General features: G+C 57.9%; 23 protein-coding genes. 9 read left to right on the forward strand and 14 right to left on the reverse strand.

What is annotated here, in order from left to right:
• The first annotated feature begins 28 nt into the window (after positions 1 to 28).
• The 4 genes from N7D90_RS16645 (at position 29) to aqpZ (ending at position 4,537) form a co-directional block, all read left to right on the forward strand.
• Positions 29 to 952 carry a LysR family transcriptional regulator gene (locus N7D90_RS16645; RefSeq protein ID WP_261739034.1) on the forward strand — a complete coding sequence of 308 codons (924 nt, stop codon included), beginning with the start codon at positions 29 to 31 and terminating at the stop codon, positions 950 to 952.
• A 161-nt stretch (positions 953 to 1,113) separates the two neighbouring features.
• Complete coding sequence (locus tag N7D90_RS16650) at positions 1,114 to 1,677, forward strand: peptidylprolyl isomerase (protein ID WP_261742466.1); 564 nt, start codon at positions 1,114 to 1,116, stop codon at positions 1,675 to 1,677.
• 125 nt (positions 1,678 to 1,802) lie between these two features.
• Positions 1,803 to 3,635 (forward strand): ABC transporter ATP-binding protein, encoded by a 1,833-nt coding sequence (locus N7D90_RS16655; RefSeq protein ID WP_261739035.1) that lies wholly within the window; start codon positions 1,803 to 1,805, stop codon positions 3,633 to 3,635.
• Positions 3,636 to 3,835: 200 nt separating this feature from the next.
• A complete protein-coding gene (gene aqpZ, locus N7D90_RS16660) occupies positions 3,836 to 4,537 on the forward strand; it encodes an aquaporin Z (RefSeq protein ID WP_261739036.1) in 702 nt (233 codons plus the stop codon).
• An 18-nt stretch (positions 4,538 to 4,555) separates the two neighbouring features.
• Here the strand turns inward: aqpZ and N7D90_RS16665 are convergent, their stop codons facing one another.
• A complete protein-coding gene (locus N7D90_RS16665) occupies positions 4,556 to 5,680 on the reverse strand; it encodes a GNAT family N-acetyltransferase (protein ID WP_261739037.1) in 1,125 nt (374 codons plus the stop codon).
• 279 nt (positions 5,681 to 5,959) lie between these two features.
• On the opposite strand from N7D90_RS16665, the gene N7D90_RS16670 reads away from it, so the two are divergent.
• Positions 5,960 to 7,252 (forward strand): putative porin, encoded by a 1,293-nt coding sequence (locus N7D90_RS16670; protein ID WP_261739038.1) that lies wholly within the window; start codon positions 5,960 to 5,962, stop codon positions 7,250 to 7,252.
• A 121-nt stretch (positions 7,253 to 7,373) separates the two neighbouring features.
• On the opposite strand, the gene N7D90_RS16675 is transcribed toward N7D90_RS16670, so the two are convergent.
• From N7D90_RS16675 to aceK, 5 genes are all read right to left on the reverse strand, one after another.
• Positions 7,374 to 7,601 carry an anti-sigma factor family protein gene (locus N7D90_RS16675; protein WP_261739039.1) on the reverse strand — a complete coding sequence of 76 codons (228 nt, stop codon included), beginning with the start codon at positions 7,599 to 7,601 and terminating at the stop codon, positions 7,374 to 7,376.
• Positions 7,595 to 8,206, reverse strand: a complete 612-nt coding sequence (locus N7D90_RS16680) for an RNA polymerase sigma factor (protein ID WP_261739040.1) — start codon at positions 8,204 to 8,206, stop codon at positions 7,595 to 7,597. The genes N7D90_RS16675 and N7D90_RS16680 overlap by 7 nt, the downstream gene beginning before the upstream one ends.
• A gap of 31 nt (positions 8,207 to 8,237) precedes the next feature.
• Positions 8,238 to 9,359: a beta-ketoacyl-ACP synthase III gene (locus N7D90_RS16685; protein ID WP_261739041.1), complete on the reverse strand. Its 1,122-nt coding sequence runs from the start codon at positions 9,357 to 9,359 to the stop codon at positions 8,238 to 8,240.
• A 204-nt stretch (positions 9,360 to 9,563) separates the two neighbouring features.
• Complete coding sequence (hrpA, locus tag N7D90_RS16690) at positions 9,564 to 13,475, reverse strand: ATP-dependent RNA helicase HrpA (protein WP_261739042.1); 3,912 nt, start codon at positions 13,473 to 13,475, stop codon at positions 9,564 to 9,566.
• 87 nt (positions 13,476 to 13,562) lie between these two features.
• On the reverse strand, positions 13,563 to 15,272 hold the full coding sequence (gene aceK / locus N7D90_RS16695) for a bifunctional isocitrate dehydrogenase kinase/phosphatase (protein WP_261739043.1): 1,710 nt from the start codon (positions 15,270 to 15,272) through the stop codon (positions 13,563 to 13,565).
• A 162-nt stretch (positions 15,273 to 15,434) separates the two neighbouring features.
• Here aceK and N7D90_RS16700 point away from each other — a divergent pair, with 162 nt between their 5' ends.
• Positions 15,435 to 16,304 carry a DMT family transporter gene (locus N7D90_RS16700; protein ID WP_405046648.1) on the forward strand — a complete coding sequence of 290 codons (870 nt, stop codon included), beginning with the start codon at positions 15,435 to 15,437 and terminating at the stop codon, positions 16,302 to 16,304.
• Between the two features lie 44 nt (positions 16,305 to 16,348).
• On the opposite strand, the gene N7D90_RS16705 is transcribed toward N7D90_RS16700, so the two are convergent.
• Positions 16,349 to 17,212, reverse strand: a complete 864-nt coding sequence (locus N7D90_RS16705; RefSeq protein ID WP_261739045.1) for a DMT family transporter — start codon at positions 17,210 to 17,212, stop codon at positions 16,349 to 16,351.
• 425 nt (positions 17,213 to 17,637) lie between these two features.
• On the opposite strand from N7D90_RS16705, the gene N7D90_RS16710 reads away from it, so the two are divergent.
• Entirely contained in the window at positions 17,638 to 18,120 is a 483-nt protein-coding gene (locus N7D90_RS16710) for a hypothetical protein (RefSeq protein WP_315968120.1), read from the forward strand.
• 263 nt (positions 18,121 to 18,383) lie between these two features.
• On the opposite strand, the gene N7D90_RS16715 is transcribed toward N7D90_RS16710, so the two are convergent.
• Complete coding sequence (locus N7D90_RS16715) at positions 18,384 to 19,322, reverse strand: aspartyl/asparaginyl beta-hydroxylase domain-containing protein (RefSeq protein WP_261739048.1); 939 nt, start codon at positions 19,320 to 19,322, stop codon at positions 18,384 to 18,386.
• Between the two features lie 278 nt (positions 19,323 to 19,600).
• Positions 19,601 to 20,575 (reverse strand): cysteine synthase A, encoded by a 975-nt coding sequence (gene cysK / locus N7D90_RS16720; protein ID WP_261739049.1) that lies wholly within the window; start codon positions 20,573 to 20,575, stop codon positions 19,601 to 19,603.
• A 206-nt stretch (positions 20,576 to 20,781) separates the two neighbouring features.
• Between cysK and N7D90_RS16725 the strand changes: the two genes are divergently transcribed.
• Together N7D90_RS16725 and N7D90_RS16730 are read left to right on the forward strand one after the other, a co-directional pair.
• On the forward strand, positions 20,782 to 21,627 hold the full coding sequence (locus tag N7D90_RS16725; RefSeq protein WP_261739050.1) for an AAA family ATPase: 846 nt from the start codon (positions 20,782 to 20,784) through the stop codon (positions 21,625 to 21,627).
• 21 nt (positions 21,628 to 21,648) lie between these two features.
• The gene (locus N7D90_RS16730; RefSeq protein ID WP_261739051.1) at positions 21,649 to 22,827 is read left to right on the forward strand and encodes a vWA domain-containing protein; all 1,179 of its coding nucleotides are present in this window, start codon (positions 21,649 to 21,651) and stop codon (positions 22,825 to 22,827) included.
• Positions 22,828 to 22,998: 171 nt separating this feature from the next.
• On the opposite strand, the gene N7D90_RS16735 is transcribed toward N7D90_RS16730, so the two are convergent.
• From N7D90_RS16735 to N7D90_RS16755, 5 genes are all read right to left on the reverse strand, one after another.
• The gene (locus N7D90_RS16735; protein WP_261739052.1) at positions 22,999 to 23,916 is read right to left on the reverse strand and encodes a biotin-dependent carboxyltransferase family protein; all 918 of its coding nucleotides are present in this window, start codon (positions 23,914 to 23,916) and stop codon (positions 22,999 to 23,001) included.
• A complete protein-coding gene (locus tag N7D90_RS16740; RefSeq protein WP_261739053.1) occupies positions 23,913 to 24,617 on the reverse strand; it encodes a 5-oxoprolinase subunit B family protein in 705 nt (234 codons plus the stop codon). The genes N7D90_RS16735 and N7D90_RS16740 overlap by 4 nt, the downstream gene beginning before the upstream one ends.
• Positions 24,614 to 25,366, reverse strand: coding sequence for a 5-oxoprolinase subunit PxpA (locus N7D90_RS16745; RefSeq protein ID WP_261739054.1), 753 nt, complete (start codon positions 25,364 to 25,366; stop codon positions 24,614 to 24,616). The genes N7D90_RS16740 and N7D90_RS16745 overlap by 4 nt, the downstream gene beginning before the upstream one ends.
• 236 nt (positions 25,367 to 25,602) lie before the next feature.
• Positions 25,603 to 26,136: a DUF2937 family protein gene (locus N7D90_RS16750; RefSeq protein WP_261739055.1), complete on the reverse strand. Its 534-nt coding sequence runs from the start codon at positions 26,134 to 26,136 to the stop codon at positions 25,603 to 25,605.
• 12 nt (positions 26,137 to 26,148) lie between these two features.
• The gene (locus tag N7D90_RS16755; RefSeq protein ID WP_261739056.1) at positions 26,149 to 26,925 is read right to left on the reverse strand and encodes a class II glutamine amidotransferase; all 777 of its coding nucleotides are present in this window, start codon (positions 26,923 to 26,925) and stop codon (positions 26,149 to 26,151) included.
• Between the last annotated feature and the right edge of the window lie 13 nt (positions 26,926 to 26,938).

A 26,938-nucleotide genomic window follows, 5' to 3' on the forward strand; every position in this document is an offset into this window, starting at 1 on the left:
TACCCCTTCAACACCAGAGGAATTCATCGTGAAAGCGCCCCGCGTGACCCTTGATCAATGGCGCACCTTGCAAGCGGTGGTCGACCACGGCGGCTTCGCTCAAGCTGCTGAAGTACTCCATCGCTCGCAGTCGTCTGTCAGCTACACCGTGGCCCGCATGCAGGATCAGCTTGGCGTGCCATTGCTGCGCATCGATGGCCGTAAAGCGGTGCTCACCGAGGCGGGCGGCGTGTTGCTGCGCCGCTCCCGGCAACTGGTGAAACAGGCCAGTCAGCTCGAAGACCTCGCCCATCACATGGAACAAGGCTGGGAAGCCGAAGTCCGGCTGGTAGTCGACGCCGCCTACCCCAATGCCCGGTTGGTACGCGCCCTGACCGCCTTCATGCCGCAAAGCCGGGGCTGTCGCGTGCGTTTGCGCGAAGAAGTATTGTCCGGCGTCGAAGAGGTATTGCTCGAAGGCGTCGCAGACCTGGCCATCAGCAGCTTCAATATTCCCGGCTATCTGGGCACCGAGTTGAGCACCGTGGAATTTGTTGCAGTGGCCCACCCCGACCATCCGTTGCATCGCCTGCAGCGCGAACTGCATTTCCAGGATCTCGAAAGCCAACTGCAAGTGGTGATTCGCGACTCCGGCCGCCAGCAACCACGGGACGTTGGCTGGCTCGGCTCCGAACAGCGCTGGACCGTCGGCAGCCTGGCCACCGCTGCCGCGTTTGTAGGCAGCGGGCTGGGCTTTGCCTGGTTGCCACGGCACATGATCGAACGCGAACTCAAGGAAGGCGTGCTCAAACCGCTGCCGCTCAATCAAGGCGGTAATCGTCACCCGGTGTTCTTCCTGTACGCCAACAAGGACAAACCTCTGGGCCCGGCCACGCAAATTCTTGTCGAACTGTTGCAAACTTTCGACACGGCCCCACTGGACGCAGCTTTTGCAGCACCACAACAAGCGTGAAGATCAGTGGGCAGGAACCTGATTCAAGAATATCCTGTCCAATACCCGCCGCCCGTGAACATCCGCCACTGCCGGATGTGGCACGGGCACTGGTTCAATGCGCCTTGCATCCCTGCCCGCGTGCATTGAACAGCCACTCCACTTTTCAGGATCACTGAATGATGCTTAAAAAAATTGCTCTTGCCGCTGGCGCCCTGCTGTTCGCTGCCAATCTGATGGCTGCCGACACCACCAAAGCACCTCATGTCATGCTGGACACCAGCTTCGGCAAGATCGAAATCGAACTGGACCCGGTAAAGGCGCCAGTCAGCACTGACAACTTTCTGAAGTATGTCGATAGTGGCTTCTACAACAACACCATTTTCCACCGTGTGATCCCGGGTTTTATGGTGCAAGGCGGCGGATTTACCACGCAGATGGTGCAAAAGCCGACCCGCGACCCGATCAAGAACGAAGCCAGCAACGGCCTGCATAACGTGCGTGGCACCCTGTCGATGGCGCGTACCTCCAACCCGAACTCTGCCACCAGCCAGTTTTTCATCAACGTGGCTGACAATGCCTTCCTGGACCCGGGCCGTGACGCTGGCTACGCCGTATTTGCCAAGGTAGTTAATGGCATGGACGTGGTCGACCAGATCGTCAATTCGCAAACCACCACCAAACAAGGCATGCAGAATGTGCCAATCGACCCGGTACTGATCAAGTCAGCCAAACGCATCGACTGACAGACTGCCAGGAGCCTTGACCGGTGCCCTGTAGCCGCTGCCGAAGGAACGAGGCTGCGTTCCGAGCGGCTACAGGATAGGGAACGTCAACTAAAGGAGAGCCCGCCCTGCGGGCGTCAGTGCACATGCTTTATCGTCGTTTCGAACAACTGATCGATATTTTCCGCGAAGCCCCCACCGCTGCCCCTCCCAGTACTGTCTGGGCGTTTTATCTCTATTACTTGCGTCAGGTCTGGCCCATGTTTGCCGCCTTGTTGGTGGTCGGGCTGATAGCGGCGTTGATCGAAGTATCACTGTTCAGCTACCTGAGCACGCTGATCGACTTGACCCAGGGCACTCCTAATACTGATTTCTTCAAGGTCCACAGCTCCGAGCTGATCTGGATGGCCGTGGTTGCCCTGATCATTCGCCCGGTGTTCTTTGGCTTGCATGACCTGCTGGTACACCAGACCCTAAGCCCGAGCATGACCAGCATGATCCGCTGGCAGAACCACAGCTATGTGCTCAAACAAAGCCTCAACTTCTTCCAGAACGATTTTGCCGGGCGCATCGCCCAGCGCATCATGCAAACCGGCAACTCGCTGCGTGATTCGGCCGTACAGGCAGTCGATGCCCTGTGGCACGTCCTGATCTACGCCATCAGTTCCCTAGTGCTGTTTGCCGAAGCCGACTGGCGCTTGATGATCCCGTTGCTGACCTGGATTCTTTGCTACATCGGCGCCTTGTACTACTTCGTGCCCAGGGTCAAAGAGCGCTCGGTGGTGTCTTCCGATGCGCGCTCCAAACTGATGGGGCGCATCGTCGACGGCTACACCAACATCACCACCCTGAAGCTGTTTGCCCACACCCACTTCGAGCAGCAGTACGCCCGCGAAGCCATTATTGAGCAGACCGAAAAAACCCGGCTGGCGAGCCGTGTCGTCACTAGCATGGACGTGACCATCACCACCCTGAACGGCCTGCTGATCGTCTGCACCAGCGGCCTGGCCCTGTGGCTGTGGAGCCAGTCGCTGATCAGCGTCGGTGCCATCGCCCTGGCCACCGGCCTGGTAATCCGTATCGTCAACATGTCCGGCTGGATCATGTGGGTGGTCAACGGCATCTTTGAAAACATCGGCATGGTGCAAGACGGCCTGAAAACCATCGCCCAACCTGTCGCAGTGACGGATCGCGAGCAGGCACCCCGCCTCACAGTCAGCCGTGGTGAAGTACGTTTTGAACACGTCGACTTCCACTACGGCAAGCGCAGCGGGATCATCAGCGACCTCAACCTGGTGATCAAACCCGGTGAGAAAATCGGCCTGATCGGACCTTCCGGTGCTGGCAAGTCGACCCTGGTCAACCTGCTGCTGCGCTTGTACGACCTGCAAGGCGGTCGCATCCTGATCGACGATCAGAACATCGCCGAAGTGACCCAGGAAAGCTTGCGCGAGCAGATCGGCATGATCACCCAAGATACTTCATTGCTGCACCGCTCGATCCGCGACAACTTGCTCTACGGCAAACCGGACGCGACCGATGCAGAACTGTGGGAAGCCGTACGCAAGGCCCGGGCTGATGAGTTCATCCCGCTCCTGTCCGATGCTCAGGGCCGTACCGGCTTCGATGCCCATGTGGGCGAGCGCGGAGTCAAACTGTCCGGTGGTCAACGCCAGCGTATCGCCATTGCCCGGGTCCTGCTGAAGAACGCCCCGATCCTGATCATGGACGAAGCGACCTCAGCACTGGACTCCGAAGTCGAGGCCGCGATTCAAGAAAGCCTGGAAACCCTGATGCAGGGCAAAACCGTGATTGCGATCGCCCACCGTCTGTCAACCATCGCCCGCATGGACCGCTTGGTGGTCCTGGAAAACGGCCATATCGCCGAAACCGGCACCCACAGTGAACTGCTGGCCCGGGGCGGGTTGTACTCACGCCTCTGGCAGCACCAAACGGGAGGGTTTGTAGGCATCGACTGAGTCAACAGGAAAGCCACTGCAACCTGCCTGAGCCACAACGCCAGCGCCCGATTTTAAAGGGCCCTGGCGTTTTTTATGGTACTGGCAAAAAAGCGCGCAAGTGCTGTACTTAGAGCAGGATTCGGACGAATTCTGTCGTTAACCGCAGGAGGCGACGCTGCTTCAATTGCTCGATAGATTTATCTATCCGGGACCTTCCCATGACCTTGTTCAAACGTTCAGTCACCGAGTTGCTGGGTACTTTTTGGTTAGTACTTGGCGGTTGTGGCAGTGCTGTGCTCGCGGCAGCATTCCCCCACGTAGGTATTGGTTTACTTGGGGTCGCGCTGGCATTTGGCCTCACAGTGCTGACCATGGCATTCGCCATAGGGCATATTTCCGGTTGTCATCTGAACCCTGCCGTGTCCTTCGGTTTGTGGGTAGGCGGACGCTTTCCGGCCAAAGAACTGCCTGCATACATCATCGCCCAGGTACTGGGCGGGATAATTGCCGCAGCGCTTCTGTACTTGATTGCCAGCGGCAAACCCGGTTTTGATCTTGCCGCAAGCGGCCTCGCGGCCAATGGCTATGGCGACCATTCACCCGGTGGCTACTCGATGGTTTCGGGGCTGGTGTGTGAAATTGCAATGAGCGCCATGTTCATCCTGATCATCATGGGTGCCACGGACAAACGAGCTCCTGCGGGCTTCGCGCCGATTGCCATCGGTTTGGCACTGACGCTGATCCACCTGATCTCGATCCCGGTCACCAACACTTCAGTCAACCCGGCACGCAGCACCGGTCCGGCCCTGATCGTAGGCGGCTGGGCGCTTCAGCAACTCTGGATGTTCTGGCTGGCACCACTGGTGGGTGCAGCCATTGGCGGGCTGACCTATCGCTGGCTGGGCAAGGAAGGCAGCTGACACATGCAGCGGCGAGGATCAGGCCTGCCGGTAAGGCAATGCCGACCTCGCCTCTTCGGCATACGCCAGCACCCCGACCCGCTCACGCTGCAAAAAGTCACTCACGGCCGCTTTCAGCCCCTGATGACGCAGGTAATGCCATGAGTGGGTGATCACCGGTTCAAAGCCGCGGATCAACTTGTGCTCACCCTGGGCACCGGCATCAAATCGCTGAATCCCTTGGGCAATGGCGTAATCCATGCCCTGGTAGAAGCACGTCTCAAAATGCAGCTGATCGAACTCGGCCAAGCAACCCCAGTAACGACCATACAAACTGTCGCCGCCGATCAGGCTGAACGCCATGGCGACCGAGGTGCCGCCCTGCTTGGCCAGCACCAGGCGAATCGATTCGGGCATGCGCTCGGCCAGCAGGCTGAAAAACGCCCGGGTCAGGTACGGCGTTTGGCGGCGCACGGCGTAGGTGTTGGCGTAGCAGGCATAGACAAAATCCCATTGCGCCTCACTGACCTGACGGCCTTCGAGCCATTCAAAGTCGAAACCCTGCCCCGCCACTTGCTCGCGCTCCTTGCGCATTTGCTTGCGCTTGCGTGAACTCAGCGCATCAAGAAAGTCCTGAAAATCGCGGTATTCACGGTTCTGCCAATGAAACTGGCAACCCAACCGTTGCATCCAACCGGGCTGTTGCGCCAAGGCGGTATCGGCCAATGCATCGGTGAAATTGATGTGCGCGCTGGACAGCCCTTCTATCTCCAGATAGCCGGGCAAGGCTGCCAGCAGCTCCAACCCGTCCTCGGCACGGGCGGCCAGCAAGCGTGGGCCGCTGACCGGGCTGAAGGGTACGGCCGTCAACAGTTTGGGGTAGTACTCGATACCCGCTCGCTCACACGCCTGCGCCCACTCGTGATCGAACACGTATTCGCCGTAAGAGTGCCATTTGCGGTAGCTGGGCAATGCCGCTCGCAGTTGCCCGTTCTCGTAATGCAACAAGTGCTCGGGTTGCCAACCGGAGTGCGGGCCAAGGCTGGCACTGTCTTCCAGGGCGCTAAGAAAAGCATGCCGCAAGAAAGGTTGCGCAACCGGCACCAGCGCATCCCATTCCTGAGCGGTGATGGCGGACAGGCTGTCCAGTCGTTGTAACGGCATCAATAGTCCCCGAAGCGCGGCTTAGAGCGGCGATGGTAGCACCACAAGCCTGCTCCCGGCGGTTTTACCCGGCTGAAATCACTGTCACAGACTTGCTATCAGTTCGCCACTTTTCTGTCATATCCAGCCGCGATACTGACGCCGCTTCTTAGAACACGGGGTTATGAGTGAACGGTTTGCCAACACGCTCATGACACACCCAACCTCGTTAACGTGAGCCCGTAAAGGGCCGATTTTTATTGGGGTGGCTAGGGCCATCTCAGCACTGGGAGATTCAAAATGCGTCTTGTATCTACACGGGTAGCGGCGGGACTGTGTGGTGGCCTTGCACTGGCCATGAGCATTCCGGCCAGCGCTGCGGTCGATGCCAAACTGCTCGAAATGCTTAAAGCCAACGGTTCCATATCGCCGGCTCAATACGCCGAGCTGCAAACCGAACTCACCAGTGAGAAGCAAGCCCAGCAAGAAGCAGCCGCTAACCAGGTGAAAAAATCCGATCTCAGCGCTTTCGAACAGAAAGTCGCCTGGGCTGCCAAAACCGAACTCAAAGGGGATGTGCGGGTTCGTCAGGAAACAGTCAAAATCGATGGCGAATCCGATGGCAAAAACAAGGATCGTCAGCGCATTCGTGCTCGTCTAGGTGCCTACACCGAAATCAACCCGCAAGTGAACACCGGTATTCGTATCGCCACTGGCGGCGGCGACGATGCGCGCTCCACCAACCAGGATCTGGACAACTACTTCGACAAGAAGCAGCTGTGGCTGGACATGGCCTTCATCGACTACCACCCGACCGCCGTCAAGGACCTGCACCTGATCGCCGGCAAGATGGCACAGCCATGGGTGAGCATGGGCGATGTGATCTGGGATAGCGATATCAACCCGGAAGGCCTGGCCGCCACTTACAAGCACAGCCTGGGTAACAGCGGCGTCGAGATGTTCGGTAGCGCCGGTTACTACACCCTTAAGGACAACGTTGACGGCGAAGGCGTGCAATTTCGCAACGACTTGAGCCTGTATGCCGGTCAGTTGGGTGCAAGGTTCGCACCGACCGACAGCCTGAAAGTGACTTTGGGCGGCAGTGTCTACAGCTACAACAACGACAAGGACAGCAAGTGCCCAACCACCGGGACCAAGACCACCCCTTGCGCCCTGGCAGTTAACGGCAACAGCACTGACGAATTCCGTCTGTACGAAGGCTTCGGCCAGGTCGATATCGCCAACCTGCCGCTGCCACTGTCGCTGTACGGTCAATATGTACACAACGCAGCGACCGACAGCGATCAGGACAACGCCTGGCTGGTGGGTTTCAAAAGCAAGCTCAACGCCTTCAGCCTGGACTACAACTACCGCGACATTCAGCGTAACGCCGTGGTCGGTGCTTTCACTGACTCTGACTTCGCCAACGGCACTACCGGCTCACGCGGCCACAAGGTCAAAGTGGGTTATGAAATCGACAAGAACTTCGGTGTCGGCGTGACTTACTTCCTGACCAAGGCTGACTACGCAACCTCCACGCAGAAAGATGCCAAGGCCAACACCTTGCAACTGGATCTGGAAGCCAAGTTCTAAAAAGCCTCCCGCAACCAGCAAAACGCTGAAATCATTCAGCGTTTTGTGTCTGAAAAGCAGAGCGAGGCTGGCGTCGGCCCCCATCACATCCACCGACGGCAACCTTGCTTGCGCTCCTTTTTTAGCGAGATTGCTCGCGCATCATCCGCTCAACCGTTTGCTCAAGGTCTGTAGGCAGCGGTTCGGGAAGTTTTCTCAACGCGGCACTCATCAAGCGCATTTGCTTGATAAAACGTCGGCAGTTAGGGCAAAACAGCAAATGATGGCGCACCAACAACCGCTCACGAAAACTCAGCTGACCATCCAGATAGTCACTTGAACGCGCTACTTGCTGTTTGCAGCTCAACATTCGCCGGTTTCCTCGAAATGCTCCACAGTCGCGAAGACTTTAAGCCGGGCGCGATGCACCAGCACTCGAACATTGGAGAGCGACAGCTCAAGAAGATTACAGATTTCTTCCAGCTCCAGGCCCTGACGCTCGCGCAACACCAGCACACTGCTCTGCAACTGCGGCAGGCTGAGCAGTGTTTGTTCAAGGCATTCGCGCAATTCATCTTCAGTGAGCAAGGCTTCGGGGGTGTCCTGATGCCAGGCAAACGGTGCCAGTAGCCAGTGGCCATCGCTGGAAAAACGCTCAGGGTCAATCGTGCCGTGGGGTGAGGGTAAATCGTCGAGCAAGACTTCCCGGCGATTTTGCTTATAGCGGTTTTTCGCCGAGTTGGCGGTTATGGTCAGCAGCCAGGTTTTCAGGCTCGAACGGCCCTCAAACCCGGACAAATTGCGTACCACTGACAGCCAGGCATCCTGGACTGCTTCATCAGCGTGGCGATTGCCAACAATGGCATAGGCCACAGCTTTCATCGCACTTTGATAAGTGCTGACCAGCTCGCGAAAGGCCTGCTGTTCGCCGCTTAGCAGACGTTTGAGTAGCTCAGCGTCGTCAGCAGTTGCCATCAAGGCCTCCGCAATCGGAATTAGGCAGTGTTTAGCGCTTACGCAAAATCACGCTGCCAATCGAATAACCGGCGCCAAACGAGCTGAGTACTGCCAGCGCCCCGCTTGGCAGATCGTCCTGGTACGTGTGAAAGGCAATCACCGAACCGGCCGAACTGGTGTTGGCGTAGGTATCGAGAATCACCGGCGCCTCTTCAATCGAAGCCTCGCGCCCCAACAGCTTGCGTACGATCAGGTGGTTCATGCTCAGGTTGGCCTGGTGCAGCCAGAAGCGTTTCACTTGAGTCACATCCAGCTGGTTTTCCTGCAGGTGCTGAGCAATCAGCTCGGCCACCATCGGGCACACATCACGGAACACCTTACGGCCTTCCTGGACGAACAGTTTGTCCGGGCTGTCAGTCGGTTCGTCAGAAGCACGATTGAGGAAGCCGAAGTTGTTGCGGATATTGTTCGAGAAGGTGGTCAGCAATTTGGTGCTGACGATATCGAATTGATGCTCGGAGGTTGCCAGATCTGCGCGCTCGACAACCACCGCGGTTGCAGCATCGCCAAAGATAAAGTGGCTGTCGCGGTCACGGAAGTTCAAGTGGCCGGTGCACACTTCAGGGCTGATCAGCAACACTGCGCGGGCCTGGCCCAGCTGGACACTGTTGCTCGCGGTCTGAATACCGAAAGTCGCCGAAGAACAGGCCACGTTCATGTCAAAACCAAAACCCTGAATGCCCAGCGCGTGTTGCACTTCAACGGCAATGGCCGGGTACGGGCGTTGCAGGTTGGAGCACGCCACGATCACGCCGTCGATATCGGCAGCAGTCTTGCATGCGCGTTCCAGCGCTTGTTTGGCGGCGCCTACCGCCATTTCGCAGAGCACCGACATTTCATCGTTGCTACGCACCGGCAAGTGCGGGCGCATGCGTTGCGGGTCAAGAATGCCATCCTTGTCCATCACAAATCGGCTTTTGATGCCTGATGCTTTTTCGATAAATGCAGCGCTCGACTCGGCCAGAGGCTGAACTTCGCCTGCCTCGATGGCTGTCGCGTTGTGCGCATTGAACTGTTGCACATAGGTATTGAAAGACTGCACCAGCTCTTCGTTGGAGATGCTGTTGGCCGGGGTGTACAGGCCGGTGCCGCTGATGACGACGTTATGCACGGTCGTTCCTCTATTGTTTTCAGGTGTCGATAACAGCGAAGTTTGCCATAAATGCCAGCATTTGGCGTTATTTACAGACGCGAAGAGCTCCACTGCAAATACTTCAACTGTGGGTGCGAGGCTGCTCGCAAAGATAATTCGCGAGCAGCCTCTTTCCCACAGGGGGCCTTGACCGGTAACAGAGTATCCCGTTAGCAGTCACATCTACGCGTCCACGGCACTCCACTGTTTGCTCAGGCGCTTGTCCGAAATCGGCACCTTCGTACCCAGTTGCTGGCCGAACAGCGACACGCGGTATTCCTCCAGCCACCAGCGGTACAACTCAAGCTGCGGGTCGCGCTTGCCTTCCTGCGCGTGCTTGGTGGCACGCGCTTGATATTGCGCCCAAAGCCCGCTCAGCTCACCACTCCAGACCCGGTCCTTCTGCACCTGACCCGGCAGTTTCTCAAGGCGCATTTCTATCGCCTTGAGGTAGCGCGGCAGCTCTTTGAGCCAGAGCGCAGGGGTTTCGCGAACAAAACCCGGATACACCAAATGACTCAACTGCTGCTTGATGTCATTCAAGGCAACCGCCTGGGCCAGGTCGATCTTGCCCTTGAAGCGCTTTTGCAGCCCGTGCCACAGTTTGAGGATATCCAGCGTCAGTTTCGCCAGTTTTTCCGCATGTTCGGTCCACGCCCCGCGCTTGCGTTCGGCAAGCGACGCCAGCCCGGCGCCATCACGGGGCAGCAGCGCTTCGCCCTCAAGGATGCAGCTATCAAGACTGGCCAGCAGAATATCTTCGACCAGACTCTCAACCCGTCCCAGCTCGCGGTACAACAGGCCCAGCTCGGTCAGCCCCGGCAATTTGCCGCGCAGGAACTTGGCCGGTTCCGCCAGTTGTTGCATCAACAGGCGCTGCAAAGCGCGGCGATGCTGATACTCCGCCTCAGCCGGGGTCGAGAAACGCCCTTCCTTGACCGTGTTGCCCTCTTCCACCAGCGCCGGGTAAACCGTCATCGACAGCCCGGCGATCTTCTGCTGGGTTTTTTCCGCAACTGCAGCAAACACTTTAGCTTCCACCGGCTGCTGGTTTTTGGCCGTTTGCGGCACCGCCAGCGCGGCCTGACTCGCTTGGGCAAAGCGCGCCGTCAACTCAGCCAGGTCGCGACCTTCACCAAGGAATTTGCCATCGGCATCGACAATCTCAAGGTTCATCTTCAGGTGATTTTCAACTTGCTGCGCGGCCTCTGCCCACGCCTCATCACTCACCCGCGCCCCCGTCATGCGCAGCAATTCGCGGCCCAAGGTTTGCGGTAACGAGCCTTGAGCAAACTCCATGCGCTGCAATGCCGCTTTGACGAAGTCCGGCACCGGCACAAAGTTTTTGCGCAATGCTTTGGGCAGACTGCGCACCAGCGCAATGCACTTGGCTTCAATCATACCGGGCACCAGCCATTCCAGACGCTCTGGCGGCAATACCGAAAGCAGCGGCGCAGGCACTTTGACCGTTACCCCATCACGGGGATGATTGGGCTCAAAGTGATAGCTCAGCTCCAGGGTCAAATCCCCCAGGTGCAGCGTGTCGGGGTAATGTTTGGCAGTAATTTCGGTGGCTTCACGGGCCAGCACGTCTTCTTCACGCATGATCAACAACTGCGGATCTTTCTGACTGTTGACTCGATACCAACTGTCAAACGTCGCGGTCTGATGAATCTCGGCAGGCAGGCGGGCATCGTAAAACCCGTACAGGGTTTCTTCGTCCGCCAAAATATCGCGGCGACGCGCCTTGGCCTCCAGCTCGTCGAGTTGCTCGAGCAACTGCGCGTTGGCGGTCAGGCACTTGGCCCGCGACTGAATCTCGCCACGCACCAGCCCTTCCCGGATAAAAAGCTCGCGTGACAGCACCGGATCAATTGGCCCGTAATGCACCGCTCGCCGCCCAACCACGATCAGGCCGAACAAAGTGATTTGCTCATAGGCCACCACTTGCCCGCGCTTCTTCTCCCAGTGCGGCTCGAAGTAATTCTTTTTGATCAAGTGCCCGGCCAGCGGCTCAATCCAGTCCGGCTCGATCTTGGCCACCATCCGCGCATACAACTTGGTGGTTTCTACCAGTTCGGCAGTCATCAGCCATTGCGGGCGTTTTTTGCCCAGACCTGAGGACGGATGAATCCAGAACCGGCGCTGACGCGCGCCGAGGTAATCGCCGTCTTCGGTTTTTTGCCCAATCTGGCTCAGCAAACCGGACAGCACCGCCTTGTGCAATTTCGGGTAGTCGGCCGGCTCCTGATTGACCGTGAGCTGCATATCGCGGCAGATCAGGCTCAGTTGACGGTGAGAGTCACGCCACTCGCGCAAGCGCAGGTAGTTGAGGAAATTCTTGCGACACCAGTTACGTAGCGGGCTGGCAGTCAGCGCCTGGCGTTGTTCCTCAAAACCGCGCCACACATTGATCAAACCGGCAAAGTCCGAGTCCACATCTTTCCATTGCGCGTGGGCCTGATCGGCCGCTTGTTGGCGCTCGGGCGGCCGTTCACGCGGGTCTTGCACCGACATCGCACTGGCGACAATCAACACTTCCTGCAAGCTGCCGAGCTTGGCGGCTTCGAGCAGCATGCGCCCCATGCGCGGGTCCACCGGCAAGCGCGCCAACTGGCGGCCCAGCGGGGTCAGCTGATTTTCGCGGTTAACCGCCGACAGCTCTTGCAGCAGGTTGAAACCGTCGGTGATTGCCTTGCCATCCGGTGGCTCGATAAACGGAAACGCCGTGATCTCGCCCAGACGCAAGTGCAGCATCTGCAGGATTACTGCCGCGAGGTTGGTACGCAGAATTTCCGGATCGGTAAATTCCGGGCGACCGTTAAAGTCTTCCTCCGCGTACAAGCGCACACAGATACCCGGCTCGACCCGGCCGCAACGACCTTTACGCTGGTTGGCGCTGGCCTGGGAAATGGCCTCGATCGGCAGGCGCTGGACCTTGGCCCGATAGCTGTAACGGCTGATGCGGGCGGTACCGCTGTCGATCACGTAGCGAATGCCCGGAACCGTCAGCGAGGTTTCCGCCACGTTGGTCGCCAGCACTACACGGCGGCCGGGGTGCGACTGGAAAATCCGCTGCTGCTCGGCAGGCGATAACCGCGCATATAAAGGCAGGATTTCGGTGTGTTTGAGCTGAGCCTTGCGCAACATGTCAGCGGCATCGCGAATTTCACGCTCGCCGGGCAAAAACACCAGCACGTCACCCGGACTTTTGCGCTCACTGCGCTCAAACGCGGCAATCTCGTCCAGAGTAGCGATGATGGCCTGATCGACGCTCAAGTCTTCTTCGACGTTATTGCCCTCTTCGTCCTGCTCTGAGGTCAACGGGCGGTACCAGGTTTCGACCGGGAAGGTGCGGCCCGAGACTTCGACGATAGGCGCGTCATTGAAGTGCTTGGAGAAGCGCTCCAGATCGATGGTCGCCGAAGTGATGATGACTTTCAGGTCCGGACGGCGCGGCAGCAAAATCTTCAGATAACCCAGCAGGAAGTCGATGTTCAGACTGCGCTCGTGGGCTTCGTCGACAATGATCGTGTCATAACGCTCGAGGTAGCGGTCGTGCTGGGTTTCGGCCAGCAGGATACCGTCTGTCATCAGCTTGACCAGGGTGTTGGAATCGCTCTGATCCTCAAACCGTACCTGATAACCGACCAGCGCCCCCAGCGGTGTGCCCAGCTCTTCGGCCACCCGGCTGGCAACACTGCGCGCAGCAATTCGTCGCGGCTGGGTATGGCCAATCAAACCGTGCTGACCACGACCGATTTCCAGGCAGATTTTCGGCAGTTGGGTGGTTTTGCCCGAGCCGGTCTCACCGGCCAGAATCAGCACCTGGTGCTTGAGCAACGCGGCCTTGATCTCATCGCGCTTGGCGGCAATCGGCAGGTTTTCGTCATAGCGAATCAGCGGCACACTGGCCGCCCGCGCTGCCACTTGCGCGCACGACGCCTGCACCCGCTCCGCCCAGACGGCCAGCTTGGCGTCGTCAGGCTTTTTGCGCAGCTCATGCAACTGCCGACGCAGCTTATGGCGGTCGGCAATCATGGCTTGATCAAGGTTTTTCAACAGTTGGTCGATAGCAGGCGATTCGTCAGTCATCAGGTGCGCAAAAGTCTTCATAAATGCAGGGGGCGGATTGTCGCAGATTTGCGAGCAAAACAGAGCCTCTTGTGTGGGAGCGAGCGATCAGCCTCGGCGCCGGTAAGGAAACACATCAATCACCTTGCCCTCCAGAATCGCAGCTTGCAGGCTTTTCCAGTAATCGGCGTTGTACAGGTCACCATGCAGCTCATTGAACAGGCGGCGCTGGCCAGCGTCGGCGAACAGGAACGGCGGAAACTCTTCAGGAAACACATCCAGCGGCCCTATGGAGTACCAGGGCTCACTGGCCATTTCGTCTTCGGGGGTGCGCGGCTGCGGGATATGTCGGAAGTTGGCCTCGGTCAGATAGCAGATTTCGTCGTAGTCGTAGAACACCACGCGGCCATGCCGAGTGACGCCAAAATTTTTCAACAGCATGTCGCCGGGAAAAATATTGGCCGCCGCCAGTTGTTTGATCGCCAGGCCGTAATCCTCCAGCGCCTCGCGGATCTGTGCGGCGCTGGCATTTTCCAGATACAGGTTAAGTGGGGTCATACGTCGCTCGGTCCAGCAGTGGCGAATCAATACCTGATCGCCTTCGATGACCACGGTTGAAGGCGCAACTTCCAGCAATTCGGCCAGGCACTCCGGGTCGAACTTACTCATCGGGAAGCGAAAATCGGCGAACTCCTGGGTGTCCGCCATACGCCCTACCCGGTCCACGCTTTTTACCAGGCGATATTTCTCAATAACTGTGGCGCGATTGACGTTTTTCGACGGTGAGAAACGATCCTTGATCAGTTTGAATACCGTGTTGAAGCCCGGCAGGGTAAACACGGTCATGACCATCCCACGTACCCCTGGCGCCATGATGAAACGGTCGTCGGTGGTGGCCAGATGATTGATCAACGCCCGGTAAAATTCTGACTTGCCGTGTTTGTAAAAGCCGATTGAGGTGTACAGCTCCGCGACATGTTTACCCGGCAGGATACGCTTGAGAAAGCCGATAAACTCCGCAGGTACAGGCACATCCACCATGAAATACGAGCGGGTGAACGAGAAGATGATCGACACCTCGGCTTCGTCGGTGATCAACGCATCAATCTGAACCCCCCGGCCTTCGCGGTGCAGCAGCGGGATCACCAGCGGCCATTGCTCGTCCTGGGTATAAAGGCGTCCCACCAGATACGCCCCCTTGTTGCGGTATAGCACCGACGAAAACAGCTCAATGCTCAACTGCGGGTCTTTGCACACCCAGTCGGGCAAGCTTTCGCGCAATTGGGCAGCGAGCCTGAACAGATCACCCGGCAAATCGGCGTAAGGCTCATCGAAGGCAAAGTCGCTAAAAATCTGCGCCAACGCGTTATGCAACTGCCCGGCAGGGCGATAGGTACGGGTTTGTGCAGCACGGGCCTGACGCAATACGGGCCGGGTAGTGTGAATAAACATGCAGCCATCGCTGATCAGGTCGTGGCTGAACAGGCTGCAGAAGGTCGAGTTGTACCAGGTCTCGGCCAGCTCATCGTCAAAGCGCAGGTCTATCAATCGGATATAAGCACTTTTGACCCGCGGCCATTGCTCGGCATCCAGCAAATCCTGATCTCCAAAAGCGCCCTGCATGCGCTGCCTGATTTCACTGACCTTCTGCTCGTACAGATTGATCCGTGCCGCCGACGCGGCCTGCGCAGCTTGCCACAACGCCCCTTCAAAACGGGCGCGGGCGCCGTCGGTGATCTGACGAAAGTGCTCACGATAATCATCGAAACCATCGAGGATCATTTGCGCGATGGCGGCCGCAGGCCAGGTTTGGGGCATGGAGGAACCTCTGCACGACTATCGGTGAGGGTTTTATTGTACGGCTGAGCTTAGTGGCCAATTGTTAGCAGGCGCAACCATTGCCTTGCGCGCAGCATCCCCTACACTGCGCGGCTCAAACCTTGTAAGGAAAAACCCGTGAGACTTGTCGATTTGGTGCGCATGCTGTCGCTGGCAGGCATTTGGGGCGCCAGCTTTCTGTTTATGCGGATCATCGCACCGGTACTTGGAACCATTCCTACAGCATTCTTTCGGGTCTCCATCGCGGCTACTGGCCTGGTAGTGATCCTGGCGCTGATGCGCGTGCGCTGGAATTTTGGCGGCAAACTCAAGGTGATTCTGATTCTGGGGGTTATCAACTCCGGGGTTCCGGCCACACTGTACTCGGTCGCGGCACAGGTACTGCCAGCTGGTTATTCGTCAATCTTTAACGCGACCACCCCGTTGATGGGGGTATTGATTGGCGGGCTGTTTTTCAGCGAAAAACTGACCCTGACCAAAATGGCCGGAGTGTTTCTCGGGCTGCTCGGAGTCGGAGTTCTGACCCGGGCCGGCCCAGTGGCTTTTAATCTGGACTTGCTGATGGGTGCCCTCGCCTGCCTGCTGGCTACAACCTTTTATGGCTTTGCCGGCTTTTTGGCCCGCCGCTGGCTGGATCAGCAAGGCGGTCTTGACCCACGCCTTTCGGCGCTGGGCAGCATGCTTGGCGCCACACTGTTCCTGTTGCCGCTGTTTGGCCTGAGCGTGATCAATCAACCACCCGTCAGTTGGGGCGGGATGAGTGTCTGGTTGTCGTTGCTGGGCTTGGGGCTGGTGTGTACAGCGTTTGCCTACATTCTGTACTTCCGCTTACTGACGAGCATTGGCCCGGTCAAATCCATGACCGTGACCTTTATGATCCCGCCATTCGGCGTGTTGTGGGGCGCGCTGTTTCTGGGCGAACCGCTATCAATGGCCCATCTGTATGGCGGGCTGCTGATTGCGCTGGCGTTGTGGCTGGTGCTTAAGCCCGGGGCGGCAGCCAAGGTCTGAACCTGTAGCCGCTGCCTGCGGCAGCGGCTACAAAAGCATATGCTTCAGGTGGTTTTACGGAACACAAACATCAGCCCGATGATAATCATCGCCATCCCGAGCAAACTCAACGCTGCGAGTTTGTTGCCAAATATCAGGTAGTCCATGATCGCGGTTACCGCAGGCACCAGGTAAAACAGGCTGGTGACGTTGACCAGATTGCCTCTGGCAATCATCCGGTACAGCAACAAGGTTGCCAATACCGAAACCACCAGCCCCATCCACAACACCGGCACGACAAAGCCCGCGCTGTGTTCAAAGTGAAAGGGCTGAAACGGCACAAATACCGCACACACCAGCAAACCGGCGAGGTATTGCAGGGGCAACGTGCCTAGCGGGTTCCGGGTGATGCGCTTTTGCATCAAGGTGCCTGCCGTCATGCTGGCCAGTGCCAACAGGGCATACAACATCCCGGCCCACGACAACCCCGCTAGGCCGATGCCCTGATACACCACCAGAACCAGCCCGGCGAGACCCAGCAGCAACCCCAGGGAGCGGCTAAAGGAATGCCTACGCTCCATGATCACAGCAGTGAGGATCGGTTGCACACCCATGACCGTAGCCATAACCCCGGGTGTCACTTTCAGATCCAGCGCCAGCAGATAAAAAATCTGATACGCCCCCAGTAACACCACGCCCGTAGCCAATGCATAACTGATCGCCCTTCTGCCACGGGGCAACTGAAACTTCATCAGCGGAATAATCAGCACCAGCGCCAACAGGGCAATGGCAAAACGAATCAACAAAAAGGCAAACGGCGACGCATGTGCCAGCCCCCACTTGGAGAAAATCGCACCGCTGCTCCACAGCAGTACGAACAGGCACGTAGACGCAGCCGCCAGCGCGGACTCTTTAGAAATCGAAAACATGGGTAACACCTGTCATCAGGCAAAAAAGCCAACTCAGCCGAGGCTGAAATTCAGTGTTTTTTTAGACGGGTACGGGCAGCCGAGCGATCTGCTCAGCCCGCAACAACACCCGGTGGCGATACGACGACGTACACCACAGTGCGGCTGACAGGAGGGGGATAGTGACTGATCTGCGCAGGCTGTTGATTTCCGCACGGATCGACGCCAGCAGTGACTGCTGAAACGGCGACGCTATGTGAGAAGGAAACCGGCATGGGCTGATCTTTTTGAAGAGAAGTATCGAGCGCCGACTATAACCAGCGCTCGACATTAATTGCAATGACTCATCTGATTAAAAACAGGCGAGAGTCGAGTAAAACAGCGGGCTACCTTTTCACTTGATCAGCCTTATGCCAAGACCCAGAAACCGGCTCAAGCACCAGCTTTTGAAATCACAAGCCAGGGCGGCGGCTTGCTCGATACTGGCTGACACGCCGACAACATTGCCCGACAGAGCCGTACAATTGAAGCCCATCGATTCACGAGCGCTTGAAGCACTAAATGGCTGGGGAGACGGCGTTCACTTCTCATGGGAGGAAATACCCATCTGGAAAGCCAAGGAGCCCTGGTCATTCGACCTATCCATCTGGTCCGGCTCAGAGCTGTGCGGTCTGTGCTTCGCCAATCCCAACCAGAGCCGTTTGCGCACCAAAATTCTCAGGCTTGAAGGTAAACCTGACAACTGGCATCCACTGAAGAACCGCATCGCCGCAATTGCGATGATTGCTGTCGAACAATACGCGCGAAAGGTCGGTAGCCAGTGGCTGGAAATTCAAGAGCCGGCTCAGGGAGCCATAAAGGTCTACCAGGAACTGGGGGTTCAATTCGATCCATTTGGACGACTTGTTGTCCGCCTGGAGAACGACTAACATCGACATCACTGTACAATAAACAATCAAAATGGTGGCAATATGTCTGTCACGATCACACCTCCCGCCTCCAACCAAGCCAAGCCTCGTAATCAGAGCGAGCCAGGCAAAGCGGCCGTGTCTGCCACTCAGCAGCGTTTTTTGAGCGTTGCACTCAACGGCAGTAAAGCTGAGGAACCTGCAGGTGTTTTAGCGGGTAGCTGACTGGAAAAATCCCAAAAAAAACCGCTCCCTATAGAGCGGTTTTTTTGTGCTTCTTGAAATCAGCCAAACAACCAGCGCCACAGCAGTACCAGCACGATAACCGCCAATATCGGCCGGGCGATGCGGTACAGCTTGGGATTGCGGCGTTTCCACTGTTTGACCACACCACTGAAGCGGTCGCTGAAGGTTTTACTCCAGGCGTATGCCTTGTTGATCCCGCCTACGCGTTCGTCATCGAGGTTCTGCGGAGCAGTGGCTTTACCCAGCTGCGCGCTGACCCAACGGTTGATCCGGGTCATCAGGGGGCTGGTGAGTGGCCGCTCGATGTCGCAAAACAGGATGACGCGGGTGATGTCGGTTTCGTTTTTGACCCAGTGCACGTAGGTCTCGTCGAACATCACGTCTTCACCGTCGCGCCACGCATATTCTTCGCCATCGACGAAGATACGGCAGGCATCGGAGTTGGGAGTCGACAGGCCCAGGTGATAGCGCAGCGATCCGGCGAACGGGTCACGATGCGGGTTGAGGTGGCTGCCGCCCGGCAACAAGGCAAACATTGCGCCTTTGACATTGGGGATGCTGTTGACCAGCTCAACGGTTTTTGGGCACAGCAACTCGGCCGATGGCAGCGCCTTGTCGTACCACTTGAGGTAAAAACGCTTCCAGCCTTTCTTGAAAAACGAGCCAAAACCGGCGTCGTTGTTCTTTTCTGCGGCGCGAATATAGCCCTCGTCGAACAAATGCATGGCTTCTTCGCGGATCGCTTGCCAGTTGTCCTTGAGTACATCCAGTTCGGGGAACTTGCTGCGGTCCAGGTACGGTTTGGACGGCACGCCGGAGAACAGGTACATCAAGGCGTTGTACGGCGCAAAGAACGCGGAGTGGTTGACGAACTGGCGCAACACCGGCAACCGTGCCTTGCCGCGAAAATGCACGTACAGGATGCTGCCGACAAACAGCAGTATGAGCCCTGCCTTGATGGCGAAGGATAAGGTCATGCAACAACTCCTCGAAAATACCGTGCGGCACCAATCGCCCGACGTGGCAGCCGGCCATGATAAACACTACAGGCATAGGACAAAACCCACAAAAACCAATATTCAGGGCAATGACCGACACCAAAGGCAATGATTATGCATTTTGAGGTGGAAAACAGTTTGATTTGGGTCAGGCAACGGCTGTAGCCGCTGCCGCAGGCTGCGATAAGGGCCAAAGGACCTTCATTGTAGATCCAAAGACCCGAGGCGCTACGCCCATCGCAGCCTGCAACATAGTGTTACGGGTGCAGTTCCTGCTCACTGAACATGTCGCTAAACAGGAAACTCGACAGGTAACGCTCACCCGAATCCGGGAGGATCACGACAATGGTTTTGCCTTGCATTTCCGGGGTTTCTGCCAAACGGGCGGCAGCGGCCATCGCTGCGCCGCTGGAGATTCCGCACAAGATGCCTTCTTCATGCATCAGTCGCAGGGCCATGGCTTTGGATTCGTCGTCGCTGACCAGTTCAACCTTGTCGAGAATCGACAAGTCGAGGTTTTTCGGTACAAAACCGGCACCAATGCCCTGGATCTTGTGTGGAGCAGGCTTGATTTCTTCACCAGCCAACGCCTGAGTGATCACCGGCGAGGTGATGGGCTCTACCGCAACCGACAGGATCGGCTTGCCCTGAGTGTGTTTGATATAGCGCGAAATCCCGGTAATCGTACCGCCAGTACCTACGCCAGACACCAGCACGTCAACCCCACCATCGGTGTCGTTCCAGATTTCCGGGCCGGTGGTTTTTTCGTGAATCGCCGGGTTGGCCGGGTTTTCAAACTGTTGCGGCATAAAGTAATTGACCGGGTCACTGGCCAGAATTTCAGCAGCCTTGTCGATCGCACCTTTCATACCCTTGGCCGGCTCGGTCAAGATCAGTTCGGCACCCAGAGCCTTAAGCACCTTGCGGCGTTCGATGCTCATCGATGAAGGCATGGTCAGCACTAATTTGTAACCGCGCGCTGCCGCGACAAACGCCAGGCCGATCCCCGTATTCCCCGACGTAGGTTCGATGATGGTCATGCCCGGCTTGAGTACACCGCGGCTCTCGGCATCCCAGATCATATTGGCGCCAATCCGGCATTTCACCGAATAGCCAGGGTTACGACCTTCGATCTTGGCCAGGATCGTCACGCCGCGCGGCGCGATGCTGTTGATCTGCACTAAAGGCGTGTTACCGATGGATTGGGCGTTATCTGCAAAAATGCGGCTCATGGCGGGGTCCTTATGCACCTTTTGGGAAGATCTCAAGGGTAGGCCTCACGCTTACATGCGTCCAGTCATGGCGTGACGCCTCATTCAGAGACTGAATGGCGCGTCTGCGTTCTCGTTATGCGGGCAGCGCGTTATAGTCGGACATACTTTTTAGTTGTCCCGCCCTGCCCCTTGCAGGCCCCGGGTTATGGTTTGAGGAATTGCAGATGAAGTTTGAAGGCACTCGCGCCTATGTGGCCACCGACGACCTGAAGCTGGCGGTCAACGCGGCGATCACTCTGGAACGCCCACTACTGGTCAAGGGCGAACCCGGTACAGGCAAGACCATGCTTGCCGAGCAGTTGGCCGAATCCTTTGGCTGCAAGCTGATCACCTGGCACATCAAGTCCACCACCAAGGCTCATCAGGGCCTGTACGAGTACGACGCGGTCAGCCGCCTGCGTGACTCGCAGTTGGGTGTCGACAAGGTGCACGATGTTCGCAACTACCTGAAAAAAGGCAAGCTTTGGGAAGCCTTCGAGGCCGAAGAGCGCGTCATCCTGCTGATTGACGAAATCGACAAGGCTGACATCGAGTTCCCTAACGATTTGCTGCAAGAACTCGACAAGATGGAGTTCTACGTTTACGAGACGGATGAAACGATCAAGGCCAAGGTCCGCCCAATCATCATCATTACCTCCAACAACGAAAAAGAGCTGCCGGACGCTTTCCTGCGCCGCTGTTTCTTCCACTACATCAACTTCCCGGATCGCACCACACTGCAGAAAATCGTCGACGTGCACTTCCCCGACATCAAGAAAGAGCTGGTCAGCGAAGCGCTTGACGTGTTTTTCGACGTGCGCAAGGTGCCAGGGCTGAAGAAAAAACCTTCGACCTCCGAGCTGGTCGACTGGCTCAAGCTGCTGATGGCCGACAACATTGGCGAAGCCGTGTTGCGCGAACGCGATCCGACCAAGGCCATTCCGCCACTGGCGGGCGCGCTGGTTAAAAACGAGCAGGACGTGCAATTGCTTGAGCGCCTGGCGTTTATGAGCCGTCGCCCCAATCGCTGATTTTTCAAGAAGGCGATAAGCATGCTGCTTAACCTGTTCAATGAAATGCGTGCGGCCAAGGTGCCAGTATCCGTGCGCGAGCTGCTGGACCTGATCAACGCCCTGAAACACCGCGTGACCTTCGCCGACATGGACGAGTTTTATTACCTGGCGCGCACGATCCTGGTGAAGGATGAACGTCATTTCGACAAGTTCGACCGGGCGTTTGGCGCCTATTTCAATGGCTTGCAAAACCTCAACGAACACCTTGAGGCCTTGATCCCCGAAGACTGGCTGCGCAAGGAGTTCGAGCGTTCGCTGAGCGACGAAGATCGTGCGCAACTCCAGTCCTTGGGCGGCCTGGACAAGCTGATCGAAGCGTTCAAGCAACGCCTTGAGGAGCAAAAGGAACGCCATGCCGGTGGCAACAAATGGATTGGCACGGGCGGTACCAGCCCGTTCGGCTCGGGTGGTTATCACCCCGAAGGGATTCGCGTGGGCGATGCCGGGGCGCGTCAGGGCAAGGCGGCCAAGGTCTGGGAGCAGCGCGAATACAAGAACCTCGACGATCAGGTCGAACTGGGCACGCGCAATATCAAAGTCGCGCTACGGCGCCTGCGCAAATTCGCCCGCCAGGGCGCGGCGGATGAACTGGATATCGACGGCACCATCGACCACACCGCCCGTGATGCCGGCCTGCTGAATATTCAGATGCGCCCCGAGCGTCGCAACAACATCAAACTGCTGTTGCTGTTCGACATCGGCGGCTCGATGGACTCCCACGTCAAGACGTGCGAAGAGCTGTTTTCGGCCTGCAAAACCGAGTTCAAACATCTGGAGTACTACTACTTTCACAACTTCATTTATGAATCGGTGTGGAAGAACAACCAACGCCGCCAGGTTGAGCGCATCTCGACCCAGGACCTGCTGAACAAGTACGGTGCCGACTACAAAGTGATTTTTATCGGCGACGCGGCGATGGGTCCGTATGAGATTACCCACGCGGGGGGCAGTGTCGAGCACTGGAACGAAGAGCCAGGCTACAAGTGGATGCAACGCTTTATGGAGAAGTACAAAAAACTTATCTGGATCAATCCATACCCCAAGGACACGTGGAACTACACGGCTTCCACCGGGATCGTGCGTGACCTGATCGAAGATCGCATGTACCCGCTGACCCTTGACGGGCTGGAAGAAGGGATGCGGTTTTTGGCGAAGTGATTTTTCATGAACCTTGTAGATACTCTGGAGCCGCTGCCGCAGGCTGCGATGGGCAGCGCAGCGGCTACAGAGATACTTCAAGCGTGGGAGCGAGCCTGTTCGCGAAGATCATTCGCGAGCAGGCTCGCTCCCACTGGGGCTTGACCTGGAACAGAGTATCTACAAAGTGATTCAGCCGAATCGCTGCATGAATCCCACCATCTGACGTTGCGCAGCTTCCTGGGTGGTGGGCCGCATGGACACGCCCTCCCCCGGCAAGCACTGGGCCAGACGCGCCAGAGCCAATGGCGTCAAGGCACCAAGCCGCGGATAGCCGCCAATGGTCTGACGGTCATTGAGCAGCACGATTGGCTGGCCATCGGGCGGCACTTGAATCGCCCCCAGCGGTATCCCTTCTGAAATCATCGGTGCGCCCTGATAGACCAGCGCTGGCCCCAACAAGCGAATCCCCATGCGGTCGGCCCGGGCGTCCAGAGTCCAGGAGCTGTTGAAAGCATCGAAGGTACTTTGCCCGCTGAAAGCTCCAATTTGCGCACCCAGCACCACATCCAGCGCAGGATTGGCACTGAACACCGGTTGCAGCCCACGGGGTAGTTCGCGCAGCGGCTGTGCATGCCCGGCAAAACTCAGTTCATCGCCTGCGACCAGCCCGCGACCGAAGCCATCCGGCCCACCGAGTTGCTCACGGGCTACCGTGGCGCAACTGCCCAAGACTTGAGGCGCATTGAAACCTGCGGGAGCCGCCAGATAAGCCCGGGCGCCGATCAGCGGCTGGGTAAATGTGAGAGTCTGGCCTTTTTTCAAGTCGAAACTGCGCCAGGGCTTCAGCGCCTGCCCGTCAACTGTGGCAGCAAGGTCGGCGCCCGCCAATGCCAGGCTGCAATCAGCCTGGGCAACAAGGCTCAAGCCACCGAGAGTGATTTCGATAACCGCCGCATCCGGCGAATTACCCAGCAGCCAATTGGCCCACGCCATCGACAGCCAATCCGCGGCACCGCCCTGGGTCACGCCCAAATGCCGCACGCCAAAACGTCCGGTGTCCTGCAACAGGCACAACGGCGTGCTGGCTCGAATCAATAATTGGCTCATGCCAGGGCCTCCTGAGGGGTATCGTCACCGCCTAAACGGATGAATTCAGCGTGGGATACAGGCGCGAATTGCACCGTATCGCCGGGCTGCATCAGGCTGTAGCCATCACGTTCACGGTCAAACAACGCGCTCGGGGTACGCCCGACCAGGTTCCAGCCGCCGGGGGACTGCGCCGGGTAGGCGGCGGTCTGACGCTCGGCAATCCCGACGCTGCCGCTGGCGACGCGCTTGCGCGGGGTGTTCAGGCGTGGGGCGGCCAGCGCCTCTTCGACCAGGCCCATAAAGGCAAAGCCCGGAGCAAAGCCCAGTGCAAACACCTGGTACTGATGCTCGCTGTGACGGCGAATGACCTCACTCACAGAGCAACCTGCGCGCTGGGCCAGCAAGGTGAGTTCCGGGCCCACGCTCAAGTCGTACCACACCGGCAGAACATGGCACTGGCCACGGTTTTGGGTTTCCGGGCGCAGGTCGGTCATGGCCTCGGCGATCAACTCCCGAGCCTGAGCTGGACTTAGCGCCAGTCCGTCGTAATGCACCATCAGGGTGGTGTAGGACGGCACCAGATCGATCAACTGCCCGGCGAAGCAGGCCCGCAATCGTTCGCAGGCGGCCAGCATCCACGGCATGTTGGCTTCGGCGATTTCATCGAACAAACGTAGCATCAAGCAGTCGATGGCCACCACTTCGATACGCAGCGTCATGCCTGAGCCTGCTGGCTCAAAGCCTCGCGAATACGCTGCACGGCGGCAACCGAGCTGGCGTTATCGCCATGCACACACAGGGTATTGGCATGCAGTAGCAAGGCGCTGCCATCACTGGCAACCAGAGCCTTGCCCGCAGCGATGGTCAGAGCCTGTTGCACGATGACATCCGCTTCGTGGTGCACGGCCCCCGGCAACTGACGCGAGACCAAATGCCCGGCGCTGTCGTAAGCGCGGTCAGCGAAAGCTTCAAACCACAGGGTGATACCGAACTCATCGCCAATCGCCTGGGCGGCGCTGTTGTCGCGGGTAGCCATCAGCATCAGCGGCAAGCTTGAATCATAAGCGGCCATGGCCTGAATCACTGCCCGCAGCTGTGCGGGGTTGGCCATCATGTCGTTGTACATTGCGCCGTGAGGTTTGACGTAACTGACCCGGGCACCCTGCGCCCGGCAAATGCCATCCAGCGCGCCGATCTGATAGTGCAACAAGTCCTGCACTTCTTGTGCTGAATAGGCCATGGAGCGGCGACCAAAGCCCGCCAGGTCCTGATACGCAGGATGGGCTCCGATTTGCACGTCGTGCGCCAAGGCCAGGGCCACGGTTTTGCGCATGATGCTCGGGTCGCCGGCGTGAAAGCCGCAGGCGATGTTGGCGCAATCGATAAACGGCATGACTTCGGCATCCAGGCCCATGGTCCAGCTGCCAAAACTCTCACCAATGTCGCAGTTCAATAACAGGCGGCTCACGATGATGCTCCTGTGGTCTTTTTATAGTTTAGGTGTGGAGCATTTTTCGACAGCCGCACGCCGTTCGTCCAACTAATAAAAGCCGGACTCGGGCATAAAAATAATTTGATTGCTTCTAACCACACGCACAAATTTTTGTGGGAGCCAGCCAGCTCGCGAAGGTCGTTAACAGTAGCGCGCGTTTACAAGCTTACCGTGCGCTCTTGAGATCTTCGCGAGCAGGCTCGCTCCCACGATCAGTAGCTGCGCTCGCGTCGGGCCAGACGTTCGCGTTGGCGTTTGCCACCGAGTACCACCCAGTCCACCAGCCTGAAGAACCCCTCGATCATAAAGGAGAACAACAAGGCCCCTGCCATAGCCCAGCCTATGGCGCTTGGCGACAGCAAGACCTGATAGGTGTAGGCGTTGAGGGTTTCCTGGCGGATGGCCGGGTCGGCCGCATACGCTACTTGCAGGGCGCGCATGTACCACGGGCCTTGCATGGCCTGGAACTGCTCGTCGAGCAGGCGCTGACGGTTGAGCAAGGTGCCGAGGCTGGTGGCATCGCTGCGGAAGACCGGGTCGTCGCTGGCCTGGTAATGTGCCACCAGCGCTTGCAGGTCACCTTTGAAAAACTGGTTGGCGGTGTTCTGGAAGCCCGTCAACCCGGTCTGGGCCTCGATCAGATGAGCTTCAACGCGATTGGCGTAATCATTGATAAACCCAGGCACTTGCACACCGAGGAGCAGCCCAAGGGTAAACAACACCAACCGCAGGTAGCTCAAGAACATACACGCCCATCCTTATTCGGTTGTGCCCTGGCTGACGCATTCACCGCGTCGCCACAGGCTCCATTGGCCCGGCTCGTAGCGGGTCCAGGTTTCGTTTTCGGTCAAAGGCTCGGTGGCGATCACGGTGACCACATCGTTAGGCGTGGTTTCGGCCTGAAAATCGACGATCACGTCGACATCTTTCAAGCGTGCCGGGCCAAACGGGGCGCGACGGGTAATTTGCGCCAGCTTGGTCGAGCAATAGCAAAACAACCAGTCACCGTCGCTGAGCAGGCAGTTGAACACGCCTTTGCTGCGAAACTCGGCGCAGGCCGCTACCAGCACCGGCAGAATGCTCTCAACGTCGACCGGCTCGGGGAAGGCTTCGCGCACCCGGTTGAGCAGATCACAGAACGCCGCTTCGCTGTCGGTATCGCCTATGGGACGGTAAAAGCTCGTGCTCGGGGAAAAGTCGGCCAACTGACCGTTATGCGCGAAACACCAGTTACGCCCCCACAGCTCACGGACAAACGGGTGAGTATTGGACAGGCACACCTTGCCCACGTTGGCCTGGCGGATATGGCCAATCACCACTTCACTTTTGATCGGGTAACGCTGTACCAGCAAAGCGACTTCGGAGTCGCAACTGGCAGCCGGGTCCTGGAACAGGCGCAGGCCACGGCCTTCGTAGAAGGCAATGCCCCAGCCATCACGATGCGGGCCGGTACGCCCACCGCGCTGCATAAGCCCGGTAAAGCTGAACACAATATCGGTCGGGACGTTGGCGCTCATGCCCAATAATTCACACACGCTCGCACTCTCG

The organism is Pseudomonas fragi (genome assembly GCF_025426255.1).
In the GTDB taxonomy this organism is placed as follows: domain Bacteria; phylum Pseudomonadota; class Gammaproteobacteria; order Pseudomonadales; family Pseudomonadaceae; genus Aquipseudomonas; species Aquipseudomonas kulmbachensis.